This is a genomic window from Bhargavaea massiliensis (genome assembly GCF_050480245.1).
Classification (GTDB): Bacteria; Bacillota; Bacilli; order Bacillales; family Anoxybacillaceae; genus Anoxybacillus.
Map to the genome: position 1 here is coordinate 58,584 of NZ_JBCNEQ010000055.1, position 14,421 is coordinate 73,004.

A 14,421-nucleotide genomic window follows, 5' to 3' on the forward strand; every position below is an offset into this window, starting at 1 on the left:
AGGACTTACTGACTTCAGCTGAGCGAGCACATGACTCAGTCAATAAAGGAAAACAGGCCATTCAAACAGTTACAGCACAAGCATATGACATGCGTGATGCTTTGCGCAATTGACGAGTCTGTGGAACAAGTGTTTTCTAAAGTACAAACCACATCGGCAGCTATCGAGCAAATAACCGCCATTTCCAACGAGCTAACTCAAACAATGAGTCAACTGAAGCAACTTTCTGAGCAAGTGATGCAAAGAAGTAATGAAAGCATAGTAACAGTTGAAGAACAATTAGCTATGAAACGAACAAATCACTTCTAGTGCCCAAACGCTTGCCAAACTCGACGAGCAACTCCGCACAACAGTTGAGTCATTTCGTATGTAGACGTGCCATATTTGTGCACGTCTACATCATGCTATAGTACTTTGCTAACTCGATGACCATCGCTCCCATTCTTTCATGAGCCGGTGCGATCACACGATTAATTCCTTCCTCTTGTAACGCTTCTTTCGTTACTTTTCCAACAGCAACAGCTACGATATCTTCAGCAAAAGCCTGCTTGATCTGTTCGACATATCCGTGCTCACGAACAAACGAAAAGAAAAAACGCACTTGAATTGCTGATGTAAAACAAACCGCTTGCACAGAACGAGAAACAATTTCGTCAATAAGCTGTTTTATCACATCTGGTGCAGGTCGTGTATGAAGATATGGCCACACTTCTTTATACAAAGCCCCGCGTTTAACTAAAAATTGCTTTAACGATGGCGCTGAATCGCCATAAAGCTGAACAACAACATGTTTACCTGTCCAATCCACCTCCTCTAACGCGCGTACTAGACCTTGTGTCGTTCCATCGTCTGCACATATATGTGGGTTTATGCCATATGCACGTAATGCGTTCATCGTTTTATAGCCGCGCACTGCCACATACGCTTGGCGAATCGCCTGAAGTAACGTTTCTCCTATTGCCCATTCATTCGCTTTTTTTATTAACGCTTCTACGCCAATTCCCGTCGTAAAAATAAACCAATCGTTTTGTTCATGAACAATTTGATGAAGTTGTTGTTTTAACTCTTCATTGAAAAACGTCGTGCCTTGAGTCGGTCGCGAAATCGGAATGCCTCCTTGTTTGACAATGAGCGCACTCATCTCTTCAATTTTCCGCGAAGCGCATAACACAATTTTTTTATTCGCTAATGCTTTCTCGATCATTTTTCTCATCTCCTTTTCTTTACATCATATCATATAAAAAACGCAAAATAACGCAAATTTTGTTGAAACATGACATAAAACATCGAACTGTTATACATTCACATCATTACTAACTTAGCTTACAATGAAGGAGATGATTCGACGAAAATATTCAAATTATTCAAAACATGTGTCGAAAGGAGCGGCTTTATATGCCTTGGCCTATTAAAGAGATTTTGTTGAACTTATTTTTTATTATATTAGCACTATTGATCGTTCCGATTTGGCCTAAAGAACGTCGTATATCCGAGCATATGAAAACAATTTTAAAAACGATGGCGATCGGAATATGCATCATATTTTGTATGACATTTCCCATCAAAGAAACAAATGAATTTATTTTTGATTTGCGTCAAGTCGCTATTTGGATCGGCTGCCTATATGGTGGGGTATTTTCGATCCTTTTTCTCCCGGTACTCACTATTATTTATCATATCATTATCGGTGGGACAGAAGGTATGATTGTAACGATGATTGTTACGATCATACAAGTCTTGATTTGTTTCTTGTTTTATCAAAAATTCCAAACTTCCTTATCTTCAAAACAACGAATAACCGTTATTATTATTTTATCCGTTGGAACAGCTCTTTTAACGATTATACTTTCTAGCATATGGATGAATGACGAATATGAGCTCATACATATGATTTCAGCATATTTCCCAACGCAACCACTCGCAGCATTTTTAGGTGCTTATATTACCGAAACGATTCGAAAACATAGCGATCTTCGTCGTCGTATTATTCGTGCTGAAAAAATGGAAGTCGTTGGACATTTAGCTGCCTCGATTTCACATGAGGTGCGTAATCCATTAACCGTATCTAGGGGATTTATGCAATTGCTACTACAAAGCGAACGAATGAATTATAAAGATAAACAATATATTCAAATTGCGATCGAAGAGATTGATCGCGCCGGAGCGATTATTACAGACTATTTAACATTCGCCAAACCAGCGCCAGAACATATCGAAAAATTAAATGTAAAAACGGAAATTGAACGGGTAATCGATATTTTACGGCCTCTTGCCAACATGAGCAGCATTGAAATTCAAACATCTCTCTTACCATTTGCAGTGAAAGGAGAGCGACAAAAGTTTCAACAATGTTTACTCAATGTAATGAAAAATGCGATTGAAGCGATGCCAAACGGAGGTACGTTATATGTTAACGTATCCATTGATAAAGATTATGTGCTGATTCATATCGGCGATACAGGAGTAGGAATGACAAAAGAACAAATTGAACGCCTTGGAGAACCTTATTTCACAACAAAAGGAACGAAAGGGACAGGCCTTGGAATGATGGTCGTTTATCGCATTGTTGAAACAATGGAAGGCGATCTATTTATTCATAGCGAAGTTGGTGAAGGAACAGATGTATATATGTATTTTCCGTCCTATTATAAATCAGATGTCGAAAAAACGTTAAAACGATCCCAATTTGAACGAGTTGGTTGTTGATGAACGAGTTGGTTGTTGATTTGTTCTTTTTTTACTTTGATTATTTAGAACATAGTTCAATTAATAAAAGGTCGTGTGGAAAACGACCTTTTATAACTGTTTTGCAAAGTCACGACCAAATGCGATACATAACTGCTTCTCTTCATTTGTCGGCGTCAATTCTATCTTCAGTCCCGCGAGGACGACTTCGGCTCCACGTTCTTGTAGTTTTTCGATTAAAATGTCGACAGCTGCACCGTACTTTTCATAACTTGAATCGCACGAACCGAAAACTGCCGCTTTTTTTCCTGTTAAATCAACATCATCTAATTCATCATAAAAGTCTAAAAAGTCGTCTGGTAATTCACCATCTCCCCACGTATACGCTCCAAGTAAAATGCCATCGTATTGTTCAAGCTCTGTTGCTGTGGCATCTAATACTTCTTTTACTTCTAACTCAATTCCTTGTTCACGAACACCTTCAGCAATCGCCTCTGCTATCTCTTCTGTATTTCCTGTCATGCTTGTAAATATCATTATTGCCTTTGGCACGCATAGTCCCCCCTATGTATATAAGTGATAATCACTTTCAATAATTATATTAAATGATAATGATTATCTTTGTCAATTTTCAAGAAGAAAAAACGCGCGATGTTGTCATCGCACGCTTACTTTTATCATTCTTTTACTTCTTTTTTCCATAATCCAACCATAAACGCTGTCACAAGTGAACCAACTAAAATCGCAAGTACATATAACAATGGATTTCCTTTTACGATTGGGATAACGAAAATGCCACCATGTGGTGCAGGAAGACCGATGCCAAACATCATTGTTAACGCCCCTGCAATCGCTGAACCGACAATAATTGATGGGATGACACGTCCTGGATCGGCTGCCGCAAACGGAATGGCTCCTTCTGTAATAAACGAAGCCCCCATAATATAGCACGTTTTTCCAGCTTCTCGCTCTGCTTTTGTAAATTTCTTTTTAAATAACGTCGTCGCAATCGCTAATCCTAAAGGCGGAACCATTCCACCCGCCATAATGGCTGCGTGTGGTGCATAATTTCCCGCATCAATCATTGCAATACCAAACGTGAAGGCAGCTTTATTAATCGGTCCACCCATATCAACCGCCATCATTCCTCCAAGGACAAGACCGAGTAAAACAAGGTTGCCTGTTCCCATATTTTCAAGCCATGTTTTCATTCCTTCATTTAACGCTTTTACCGGATCAATAACGACATACATCATAATAAGCCCCGTGAGCAATATACCGAATAACGGATAAAGGAGAACAGGTTTAATTCCTTCAAGTGATTGCGGTAGGCGACTAAACCATTTTTTCAACCCTACAACGAGATAACCTGCTAAAAAGCCAGCGATAAGACCACCTAAAAAACCAGCACCACCATTTGCTGCCATAAATCCTCCGACCATCCCTGGCGCAAATCCTGGGCGATCTGCGATGCTCATTGCGATAAAACCAGCTAACACAGGGATCATAAGCGCAAAAGCATTGCCCCCACCAATGTCCATCAGCGCCTTTGCAATCGGATGGAACGACGGATCATTTGGATCGAACGCTTTAATGCCGAAAATAAACGAGATCGCAATTAAAATACCGCCACCAACGACAAATGGAAGCATATTCGATACGCCATTCATTAAGTGTTTATAAAAACCTGTTCGTTCTTTTGACGCATACGAATGGTTTCCACCACTTGCACGATAAATCGGGGCATCTTGTTTTAATGCTCGTTCAATGAGTTGCTCTGGTTTACGAATCGCATCGGCAACAGGTACTTGGATCACATATTTGCCATCAAATCGATCCATTTCTACTTGTTTATCCGCCGCAACGATAATAGCGACCGCTTCTTCAATTTCTTGTTGTGTTAACTCATTTTTCACCCCGCTAGAGCCGTTCGTTTCTACTTTCATGTCGACTCCCATTTCTTTTGCTTTCGCCTTTAAGGCGTCAGCTGCCATATACGTATGCGCAATGCCTGTCGGGCAAGCGGTAACTGCCAATATTTTCTTTCCAAACTGTTGCTTCTCTTCTTCCACCATTTCCCCCTCCTTCTCTTGAATTGCTTGAATGATCTGTCGCTTTGTTGAAGCGTTTTCAATTTTTGATCGAAATGATGAATCCATTAATAATGTTGATAATCGGGATAAAGCTTCTAAATGTGTGTTATCGGCTCCTTCTGGCGCTGCAATCATAAAAAACAAGTGGCTGCGTTTTCCGTCTAACGCATCGTAATCAATTCCTTCTTTCGAGCGTCCAAAAACAACAGCTGGCATACGAACCGCTTTTGTTTTTGCGTGAGGGATGGCAATTCCTTCACCGATCCCTGTTGTGCTTTGCGCTTCACGAGCAAAAATCGCTTCGATAAACGTCTGACGATCGTGCAATTTCCCCGTTTTCTCAAGAACATTTGCTAATTCTTCGATCACTTCTTTTTTTGTTCGTGCTTTCAAATCAAGAACAATCGTATCTTCTGTCAACAAATCAGTTATTCTCATACAACATCCTCCATTCGTGTGATGTTTACTTCACCGAGCAAGCGATGAACTTCTTCTTCTGTACACAAATCTTCAGAAAATGCCGTCGCACTCCCTGCCGCAACGCTATATCGAAACGCTTCTTCAAGCGATGCTTCATTCACATATGCACCTAAAAATCCAGCTACCATCGAATCACCAGCACCAACTGAATTTTTCACTATTCCCTTTGGTGCTTGAGCAACTAATATGACATCTTTATGGAATAAAATCGCCCCATCTCCTGCAAGGGAAACGATGACATGTTGCACGCCATTGTCAATTAGTTTTTTTCCATATTCGATGATTTGATGGTGACTATGAATATGTGCTCCGAACAATTCTCCAAGCTCGATTTGGTTCGGCTTAAGTAAAAACGGCTCGTATGCCACTGCTTTTTTTAGTGCCTTTCCACTCGTATCAACAACAACAGAAACCCGTCGTTTTTTTGCTTCTTCTATCATAGTGACGTAAAATGTATCATCTACTGACGGCGGAAGGCTTCCTGCCAAAACAAGTATATCTCCTTTTTTTAGCTGTTTAATTTTGTCTATCAGCGCTTCTTTATGTTCATCGCTAATGACAGGCCCTTCGCCATTTATTTCTGTTTCTTTCTCCCCTTTTAACTTAATGTTTAATCGCGTTTGTCCAGGCACAGCAATAAAATCCGTTAAAATATGTTCCCGTTTCAATTCATCGGCAATAAACTGCCCCGTAAATCCACCAATAAAACCAAGCGCAACATTATGAACATGTAGTCGCTTCAATACGCGTGATACATTAATCCCTTTCCCACCTGGAAAATATGCTGTTTTTGTCGCGCGATTTAATTGCCCTAGTTCAATCTGTTGTGCTTCAACAACATAATCAACAGAAGGATTTAACGTACATGTATAAATCATGATTTCACAACCTCTACTGTCGTTTTTGTTTCGTACATCGCTAGCAATTCTTCATCCGTTTCATTTGTAATCATTGTTGCTTCTTGTAATTCTGCAATTTTCGCAAATGTGCTTTCGTTAAGTTTTGAATGATCCGCTAATACGAAAGCTTGTCGGGATAAATGAATCGCTGTTTGTTTCATAAATGCTTCCTCAGGATCTGGAGTTGTATACCCAAAGTCAATATGAACACCATTTACTCCAATAAAACATTTATCAAAGCTATATTGTTGCAACGAATGGATCGCTCCTCGACCAATTAACGCATTCGTTTTTTTCTTAATGAATCCCCCAACGAGATATGTTGGAATGTCTTTTTCTAATAGTGCCTCAATATGCATAATACCGTTAGTGACTACGACGATATTTTTTGCTTCGATATAAGGAATCATCTGTAACGTTGTCGTTCCCGCATCTAAATAAATACAATCTCCATCTTGAATAAGACTAGCCGCATATTTGCCGATGGACTGTTTTTCATGAATGTTTTTGGTCGATTTTTCAAAAACGCTCAACTCTTCTCTTTTTTGTTGTAATAGCGCTGCTCCGCCGTGGACACGCTTTAGCTTTTTTTGTTTTTCTAGCTGTCTTAAATCGCGCCGAATTGTTGATTCTGAACATTGTGTAGCTTCAACAAATTCATGCAACTTTACGACTTCTTTTTCTTGCAACAACTGTAAAATAACACGATGTCGTTCCGGTGTTAACAACTTTACACCTCCTTTTTTAAATCGCTTACATTTTTATCATACCGAAGTACATACAAAAAATCAACCAAATTCGATCGATTTTAATCAAAAATAATCACTTTAATCCATATATCATTCACAAACGGTCAATTTTCAGAAAAAAATAAAAACTGCCTCACATTGAGACAGCTTCATTTGCATTTGCAATTTTTTCTGGATAATATTCTTCAATCATTTGGATAAATGGCTCGACTTTATAAAGCAACAGTTTCAACTGCTCTTCAACAACATCTAAATCTTCTATGAAAACGATTATATTGACGAAATATTTCGTCTTTCTTACTGATTATTTAGAACATAGTTTTATTTATAGAAAAACCGACTGCCTAAAAAGCAGCCGGTTTTATTTTTATTTAAACGCTTGTGCAGCGCGAACTGCTTTTTTCCACCCATCATACAATCGTTGCTGAGTATCAGCGTTCATTTTTGGTTCGAAAGCACGGTCGATGTTCCATTGTTTCGCAATCTCTTCTCTACTTCCCCAATATCCAACCGCTAGTCCTGCCAAATAAGCAGCACCGAGAGCAGTCGTTTCGTTCACAACCGGTCTTTCAACGGGTACGCCGAGGATGTCACTTTGAAATTGCATTAGAAAATTGTTTTTTACCGCTCCACCATCAACACGTAACGTTTTTAACGTAATCCCCGCATCCGCTTCCATTGCAGTTAGCACATCTTTCGTTTGATATGCAAGTGACTCAAGCGTTGCGCGAATAAAGTGCTCTTTTGTCGTTCCGCGTGTCAAGCCAAATACCGCTCCTCGTACATCGCTATCCCAATATGGTGTTCCAAGTCCTACAAACGCCGGTACCACATATACACCATCTGTTGATTGTACTTTCGTTGCATATGCTTCGCTATCTTTTGCTTCCTTAATCATTCGTAATCCGTCACGTAACCATTGAATGGCAGATCCAGCAACGAAAATGCTTCCTTCTAACGCATATTCAACTTTTCCATCAATTCCCCATGCAATTGTCGTTAATAAGCCGTGTTTAGATTGAACTGCTTTTTCACCTGTATTCATTAACATAAAGCAACCTGTGCCGTATGTGTTTTTCGCCATTCCTTCTTCAAAGCATGCTTGCCCGAACAAAGCTGCCTGTTGATCTCCTGCAATTCCAGCGATCGGCACTTCTTGCCCAAAGAAATGGTACGGTGCGGTATATGCATAAATTTGCGAAGATGGTCTAACGTCTGGCAACATCGCTTTTGGCACACGTAAAATATCAAGTAGTTCGTCATCCCATTTTTGTTCATAAATGTTGAACATTAACGTTCTTGACGCATTAGAATAGTCCGTTACATGCGCTTTACCTCCAGATAATTTCCAAGTGAGCCACGTATCAATCGTTCCGAACAATAAGTCACCGCGTTCCGCCTTTTCACGTGCTCCTTCGACATGATCTAAAATCCATTTCACTTTCGTTCCTGAGAAATACGCATCGATTAGCAAACCTGTTCTCTGACGAAATAGGTCATCGTATCCATTCTTTTTCAACTCTTCGCAAATTTGTGTTGTCTGGCGCGATTGCCACACGATGGCGTTATAAATCGGTTGTCCTGTTTGTTTGTCCCATACGACTGTCGTTTCACGTTGGTTTGTAATACCGATTGCGGCGATTTGCTTTGGTTCGACAGCTGCCTCTGACAATACCGTTGCAATGACAGCTAAAATAGAACCCCAAATTTCATTTGGGTTATGCTCCACCCATCCTGGCTGTGGAAAATATTGTGTAAATTCTTTTTGAGCAATGTGCACAACTTCCCCTTTTTTGTTAAATAAAATAGCACGTGAACTTGTTGTTCCTTGATCAAGAGCTAAAATGTACTTATCCATACTTCTTTCTCCTCTCCTTAATTTTCTTCTACTAATGACTACATAGTTACTTTACTTCTAACTTGCGCATTGTCATCTTTTCTCTGTTCTACTAAAAAAGCCATCGTTAAAATAGCTGCTGTTAAGACAAGAACATACCAGAACGATTGTGTCACCTGACCTTTAAACACCGCTTTATAAAAAAGTCCACCTAACGAACCGCCTAATATTGGACCGACAACCGGGATCCAAGCATATCCCCAATTCGAGCTCCCTTTCCCTGGTATAGGCAATAAAAAGTGTACAATTCTTGGCCCCAAATCTCTCGCAGGGTTAATCGCATATCCAGTCGTTCCACCAAGAGAAAGACCTATACTGATTATAAAAAATCCAATAATCAATGGATTCAAACCTTCCGTAAACTCATTAGCTCCGATTGCTAAAATTCCAAGAATTAAAATAAATGTCCCCAATATTTCACTAAGTAAATTCGCAAAACGATGCGGAATTGCTGGACCCGTAGAAAATACACCGAGTTTCACATTTGGATCTTCTGTTTCTTTCCAATGTGGCAAATAGTACAAAAATACAAATATTGCGCCAATCATTGCGCCAATCATTTGAGCTAAAACATACTCAGGAACTTGGTTCCATGGAAAATCTCCATTAAATGCTAAACCTAATGTAACCGCAGGATTTAGATGAGCACCGCTATATTGCCCAACGACATATACTGCAATAGCGACTCCAAGTCCCCACCCCATTGTGATCACAATCCAACCGCCATTCTGGGCAAATGACTTCTTCAAACTAACTGCTGCACAAACCCCTCCTCCAAAAATAATTAATACCGCTGTTCCTAAAACTTCGGCTATAAATGGTGTCATAGCCTCTCCTCCCCTTTGCTATTTTTTTGACGGAAACAAAAAGACTCACACATATCCCTGCTACATGGAACATGCGTGAGTCTCCTTTTCTCCGTCACAAAGTTGATTAACTTGTTTACAAGTTTAACGAACTTTGAAAACGCTGTCAATAGATTTTTGTATTATTTTGGTTCAAAACACCGCCAAAGTTCGACATTCGATGTCGTTACCGCAACAGCTCCTGCCGCAAGTGCTGCTTCTACTTCTGCCTCGTTTTCAATTAACCCTCCAGCGATAATTTTTTTGCCTATCCGTTCATGAAGTTGAGTAATGACTTTCGGGACAACGCCAGGCAATACTTCAATATAATCAGGATTTGTTTTTTCTACAAGCTGAACGCTTCGCTCAAATGCATTTGAGTCAATAATAAATGTGCGTTGAATCGCAACAACTCCTTTTTGTTTTGCTTTAGTAATTACACTACTTTTTGTTGAAATCAATCCGTATGGTTTGACGAGTTGGCATAAAAATTCTGTTGCATATTCATCGCTTTTTAACCCCTGTATTAAATCAACGTGAAGAAACATTTTTTTCCCATGCTCATTTGCATATGTATACACACTTTTCAACATACCGATATGAATGTCTAAAAACACCCCGTATTCATAATTCATCTTTATTAGTTTATCAAAATCTTTCATCGAGCGCACTGCTGGCAAAATACGTTGTCCGTTCATCCTTCGATCACCTTCACATAAAATGTGCGTGTTCGCGGTCCATCGAATTCGCAAAAATAAATGCCTTGCCATGTCCCAAGAAGCAACTGACCTTTTGTGACAATGACATGCGCAGATGACCCTACTGTGCTTGCTTTCATATGAGCAGCTGTATTTCCTTCACTATGCCGATCGAGCGAATGATGCCAAGGATACAGTTCATCAAAACGGCGAATCATATCCCGTTTAACATCTGGATCAGCATTTTCATTAATCGTGATTCCTGCTGTCGTGTGTGGACAATAAACAACAACAACTCCTTCTTGTACACCACTCTCTGTAATAAAGGATTGAACAAGTGAAGTAATGTCTACAAACTCATCTCGTTTCGTCGTCTGAATAGTCCATTGTTTCAACATCATATCTCCCCACCTTTATCCTGTATATCTATGATCATACATATTTTCACATTTCTTTTCTATAAAAAAATTCCCAAATGACTAAACAGCTCCTAGCGCAGTTAAAGCCCAGATCATTCTGGGCTTTAGTCATATACGTGATGAGACGGAATAATATAATCCACCGAAATGACAGGTAAATCATGTTGCTCAACAGAAGCAACAATTAACCCTTGCTTGCTTACAATGCCGAATTGTTCTTTCTGGTGATCAAATGCTGCTTCGCTAAATGCTAAAACCGTTTGATATAGCTTTTCTTGATCGACTTTTTGCTTCCGTACATGACTGCTTAACTTAATGATCACTTCTTTCCCGCGAATTTGACCACGATACATGCCGTTCACTCCCTTTCTATTCTCCTTACTGTTAATGTTATGCACTTATGGTGAAAATCCTCCTCTAAAAAAATTTTTCGAAAAAATCGCCTTTTTGTCTTGACTCTTCCTTGTTGTTCGTGTATAGTCTAATTATCATCTAACTGAATATATGTCCTGCACCGATTGGTTGCTGTGAGTATATTCCGTTATATGAAAAATTTTTTTACTAGCCCATTCGGCTAAAAGGTATTAGGAGGATTCAGTATTATGCAAAACGGTAAAGTAAAATGGTTTAACAACGAAAAAGGTTACGGATTCATCGAAGTTGAAGGCGGAGACGATGTATTCGTACACTTCACAGCAATCCAAGGTGAAGGCTACAAAACGTTAGAAGAAGGTCAAGCCGTTTCTTTTGAAATCGTTCAGGGAAGCCGTGGCCCTCAAGCTGCAAACGTAGTGAAATTATAATCGTCTGAGATGATTCATATATAGCTCGACGGAAAAGGCCAGCAAATGCTGGTCTTTTTTTATTACATACTCTCCTCTTTTGACACAAATACTACAAAACGAGGAGGGATGACGATGACACAAAACCCAAAAAAACCACATCTTCAATCAAATAGCGTATCTACGAAAATTGAAGATGCACATTTAGCGGTTGAATCGGCAAAAAAGATGGTTGCAGCGGCAACGATGAGCTTAGATGAACATGCTTTTGATCATGCAAAACAGGCGATTGAAAACGCGAAAGAAGCGATTACGCGTGCCAAAACAAGCAAGCAAGATCCATTGCTTTTGCAATGCGAAAAAGAACTAACAGATGCACACCATCAATTAACGGAAACGATGAATCATATGTAGCAACGAGGTGTCCCATATACTTGGGGCACCTTGTTACTTTTTTTGTTTAACGAGCAACTGGCCGTATTGTTGGATTTTTTTTCCTACTGTACACATTTGAATACAAAACGATTGCGCATACGATTTTCCACACTCTTTACGAAACGTTCTCTTTACAAAACAACCTTCGCAATACGTATCAAATAATTCATTTAACCGAAGCAACACGTCTTTTCGATTCATCGTTCACGCTCCAATTGTATTGTACTTCTAATCATCGTCCCTCGGAGCGCTTGTGTCGCTAACTGATCCGCTTCACTATTTTCTTTTCTAACAATCGGTTCATAAATTGGAGAAATACCGAGTCGCTTCATTTTTCGTTCAATCCGCTCCGCCCATCTTCCCTCTTCTGAAAATACAGGCCAGTCGCCAGATAATTGATGAAATACGACGTGCGCATCCCCGCGGAACACGACGGGTAAATGGTGAACACCAAGATGTTCAAGTTGCTCAAGTAAAAAATGAAATGCCGCATACTCCGCTTCGTTATTTGATTGCAATTCATCTAACTGCGCATTCGCGCGCATACGAAATAATTTGCCGTTTTGTTTATAATAAATCACAATTCCGACTCCCGCTTTTTTGGACTGACGATCAAACCCACCATCAAAATACGCAACAACATCATGAGGCTCTGTTTCCACTTCTTTCATTAGCTTAATCAACTCTTTTTTTGTCCACGCCACACCACGTGCATCATAAAATAAAAGTTGTTTTACTCTCCCTGTTTTCTCTATATCTTCTGCAAAAGTTAAAGCCTCTGCCACATCCATTTCTTTTGATATCCAAACCGTTTCCTTTTTTTTCGATGTTACATATATCCACTCCATAAACACGTTCATATCGCTCACCTTTTCTTTTTATTTTATTATAACAGTTTAGACAAAAAATGATGTCGGTTGTATGTCATTATATGGGATACCCCTTTTGTATATATCGAAAAAAAATATCCCCAAAATATATGGAAAAATATATGGAATGATGGTAAAATGCTGTACGAGACTTCGGTCTTATACAACATTTTTTGTAAAGGAGAGACACATGAAGTACAAAGCTGACGTTAGTTTATTATTTGTTGCATTTGTTTGGGGCGCTACGTTTGTCGCTGTTCAAAACGCCATTTCTTTTTTGCCTCCGTTGATGTTTAATGGCGTACGCTTTGCGATCGCAAGCGCGTTGTTATGGATTTGGATACTCGTCTTCGAACGTAAACCACTAGATCGACAACTTATCCGTGCTGGATTTATTCTTGGCATATGGTTATGTCTTGGATATGCCTTTCAAACGATTGGCTTATTGTACACTACTTCGTCAAAAGCTGGATTCATTACAGGATTAAGTGTTGTTCTCGTTCCTTTTCTTTCATTCATCATTTTAAAACAAAAGCCCTCGTTTAACGCTGTTGTCGGAAGCGTATTAGCTACATGTGGACTATATCTTTTGACCACAAGCGGAGATCTAACAATGAATAAGGGCGATTTGCTTGTCTTTTTATGCGCTATCGCTTTTGCATTACATATCATCTCGACAAGCATATATGCGACAAAATTTTCACCTGTCTTACTAACAGCGGTTCAAGTTCAAACAGTATCCATCGTTTGTTTTATATGTTCGTATTTTTTGGAAGATTGGTCCCTTATTCCGTTCTCAACATTTTTCGAATTTGATGTATGGATGGCTCTACTCATCACCGCACTGTTCGCAACAACGATTGCTTTCTTTATCCAAACACATTTCCAAAAGTATACTTCACCAACACGCGTTGCTTTAATTTTCGCTCTAGAACCTGTTTTCGCTGCTTTCACTGCATATATATGGAATGATGAACGTCTTCAACACGCTGCCTTATTTGGAGCTGGGCTTATTTTATTAGGGATGGTGTTATCCGAACTTCCTCAACATACATGGCAAAGAAAAAAGAGCGCTCGCCTTTCATAGCGAGCGCTTCCATCTCCCTATCGCATACGATAACACCCCTGTGACTATACCGAGAAATGCTCCACCAACGACTTCTATCGGTTGATGACCAAGCCGTTCGCGCAACAACTCTTCTTTTCGATCAAGCCTGCCTTCATCTGGGGCACCTTTTAGCCTTTCAATTTCCTCTGTCAATTCATTTACACGAATGGTTAACTCCCCTGCTTGATGCCGTACTCCTTGAGCATCATACATAACAATTAAACCGAAAATGGCTGCAAGTGCAAAATCTATACTATGCACCCCTCGTTTTAAAGCCACATATGTGGCAAGTGAAGTAACACCCGCCGAATGTGAACTTGGCATGCCTCCCGTTTCAAAAAAAAGTGACCAATCCCATTTTTTCGTTTTTCTTTTCGTCAATGGAATTTTTAAAAATTGTGCTAACACAATTGTACATAATGCGGTTTGAATGGCTCGATTCATGTCACTGCCTCCTCTTGT

General features: G+C 39.6%; 18 protein-coding genes. 5 read left to right on the forward strand and 13 right to left on the reverse strand.

Annotated elements, in window-relative coordinates:
- The first annotated feature begins 120 nt into the window (after positions 1–120).
- Positions 121–309, forward strand: a complete 189-nt coding sequence (locus ABEV15_RS10925) for a hypothetical protein (RefSeq protein WP_429635664.1) — start codon at positions 121–123, stop codon at positions 307–309.
- Between the two features lie 85 nt (positions 310–394).
- On the opposite strand, the gene ABEV15_RS10930 is transcribed toward ABEV15_RS10925, so the two are convergent.
- Positions 395–1,204, reverse strand: coding sequence for a uroporphyrinogen-III synthase (locus ABEV15_RS10930; RefSeq protein WP_429632436.1), 810 nt, complete (start codon positions 1,202–1,204; stop codon positions 395–397).
- Positions 1,205–1,395: 191 nt separating this feature from the next.
- On the opposite strand from ABEV15_RS10930, the gene ABEV15_RS10935 reads away from it, so the two are divergent.
- Positions 1,396–2,706 (forward strand): sensor histidine kinase, encoded by a 1,311-nt coding sequence (locus tag ABEV15_RS10935; protein WP_498853219.1) that lies wholly within the window; start codon positions 1,396–1,398, stop codon positions 2,704–2,706.
- A 90-nt stretch (positions 2,707–2,796) separates the two neighbouring features.
- Here the strand turns inward: ABEV15_RS10935 and ABEV15_RS10940 are convergent, their stop codons facing one another.
- From ABEV15_RS10940 to ABEV15_RS10980, 9 genes are all read right to left on the reverse strand, one after another.
- Positions 2,797–3,237: a flavodoxin gene (locus tag ABEV15_RS10940; protein WP_429632429.1), complete on the reverse strand. Its 441-nt coding sequence runs from the start codon at positions 3,235–3,237 to the stop codon at positions 2,797–2,799.
- A 125-nt stretch (positions 3,238–3,362) separates the two neighbouring features.
- Complete coding sequence (locus ABEV15_RS10945) at positions 3,363–5,216, reverse strand: PTS fructose transporter subunit IIABC (RefSeq protein ID WP_498853220.1); 1,854 nt, start codon at positions 5,214–5,216, stop codon at positions 3,363–3,365.
- Positions 5,213–6,136, reverse strand: a complete 924-nt coding sequence (gene pfkB, locus ABEV15_RS10950; RefSeq protein WP_429632423.1) for a 1-phosphofructokinase — start codon at positions 6,134–6,136, stop codon at positions 5,213–5,215. Before pfkB ends, ABEV15_RS10945 begins: the two co-directional genes overlap by 4 nt.
- On the reverse strand, positions 6,133–6,885 hold the full coding sequence (locus ABEV15_RS10955) for a DeoR/GlpR family DNA-binding transcription regulator (RefSeq protein ID WP_498853221.1): 753 nt from the start codon (positions 6,883–6,885) through the stop codon (positions 6,133–6,135). The genes pfkB and ABEV15_RS10955 overlap by 4 nt, the downstream gene beginning before the upstream one ends.
- Before the next feature lie 388 nt (positions 6,886–7,273).
- Positions 7,274–8,764, reverse strand: coding sequence for a glycerol kinase GlpK (glpK, locus tag ABEV15_RS10960; RefSeq protein WP_498853222.1), 1,491 nt, complete (start codon positions 8,762–8,764; stop codon positions 7,274–7,276).
- Positions 8,765–8,802: 38 nt separating this feature from the next.
- Positions 8,803–9,630, reverse strand: a complete 828-nt coding sequence (locus ABEV15_RS10965) for an MIP/aquaporin family protein (protein WP_498853223.1) — start codon at positions 9,628–9,630, stop codon at positions 8,803–8,805.
- A 161-nt stretch (positions 9,631–9,791) separates the two neighbouring features.
- Positions 9,792–10,346 carry a glycerol-3-phosphate responsive antiterminator gene (locus ABEV15_RS10970; RefSeq protein WP_429632412.1) on the reverse strand — a complete coding sequence of 185 codons (555 nt, stop codon included), beginning with the start codon at positions 10,344–10,346 and terminating at the stop codon, positions 9,792–9,794.
- Positions 10,343–10,744 (reverse strand): secondary thiamine-phosphate synthase enzyme YjbQ, encoded by a 402-nt coding sequence (locus ABEV15_RS10975; RefSeq protein WP_498853224.1) that lies wholly within the window; start codon positions 10,742–10,744, stop codon positions 10,343–10,345. The genes ABEV15_RS10970 and ABEV15_RS10975 overlap by 4 nt, the downstream gene beginning before the upstream one ends.
- A 125-nt stretch (positions 10,745–10,869) precedes the next feature.
- A complete protein-coding gene (locus tag ABEV15_RS10980) occupies positions 10,870–11,118 on the reverse strand; it encodes a hypothetical protein (RefSeq protein ID WP_429632407.1) in 249 nt (82 codons plus the stop codon).
- Positions 11,119–11,367: 249 nt separating this feature from the next.
- On the opposite strand from ABEV15_RS10980, the gene cspD reads away from it, so the two are divergent.
- The gene (gene cspD / locus ABEV15_RS10985; RefSeq protein WP_429632405.1) at positions 11,368–11,568 is read left to right on the forward strand and encodes a cold-shock protein CspD; all 201 of its coding nucleotides are present in this window, start codon (positions 11,368–11,370) and stop codon (positions 11,566–11,568) included.
- A gap of 114 nt (positions 11,569–11,682) precedes the next feature.
- Positions 11,683–11,961, forward strand: a complete 279-nt coding sequence (locus tag ABEV15_RS10990) for a DUF2564 family protein (protein ID WP_498853225.1) — start codon at positions 11,683–11,685, stop codon at positions 11,959–11,961.
- Between the two features lie 33 nt (positions 11,962–11,994).
- On the opposite strand, the gene ABEV15_RS10995 is transcribed toward ABEV15_RS10990, so the two are convergent.
- Together ABEV15_RS10995 and ABEV15_RS11000 are read right to left on the reverse strand one after the other, a co-directional pair.
- The gene (locus ABEV15_RS10995; protein WP_498853226.1) at positions 11,995–12,183 is read right to left on the reverse strand and encodes a zinc-finger domain-containing protein; all 189 of its coding nucleotides are present in this window, start codon (positions 12,181–12,183) and stop codon (positions 11,995–11,997) included.
- Positions 12,180–12,842: a ribonuclease H family protein gene (locus tag ABEV15_RS11000; protein ID WP_498853227.1), complete on the reverse strand. Its 663-nt coding sequence runs from the start codon at positions 12,840–12,842 to the stop codon at positions 12,180–12,182. The genes ABEV15_RS10995 and ABEV15_RS11000 overlap by 4 nt, the downstream gene beginning before the upstream one ends.
- Before the next feature lie 199 nt (positions 12,843–13,041).
- On the opposite strand from ABEV15_RS11000, the gene ABEV15_RS11005 reads away from it, so the two are divergent.
- The gene (locus ABEV15_RS11005) at positions 13,042–13,938 is read left to right on the forward strand and encodes a DMT family transporter (RefSeq protein WP_498853228.1); all 897 of its coding nucleotides are present in this window, start codon (positions 13,042–13,044) and stop codon (positions 13,936–13,938) included.
- On the opposite strand, the gene ABEV15_RS11010 is transcribed toward ABEV15_RS11005, so the two are convergent.
- On the reverse strand, positions 13,933–14,403 hold the full coding sequence (locus tag ABEV15_RS11010; protein ID WP_429632391.1) for a divergent PAP2 family protein: 471 nt from the start codon (positions 14,401–14,403) through the stop codon (positions 13,933–13,935). The genes ABEV15_RS11005 and ABEV15_RS11010 overlap by 6 nt on opposite strands.
- Between the last annotated feature and the right edge of the window lie 18 nt (positions 14,404–14,421).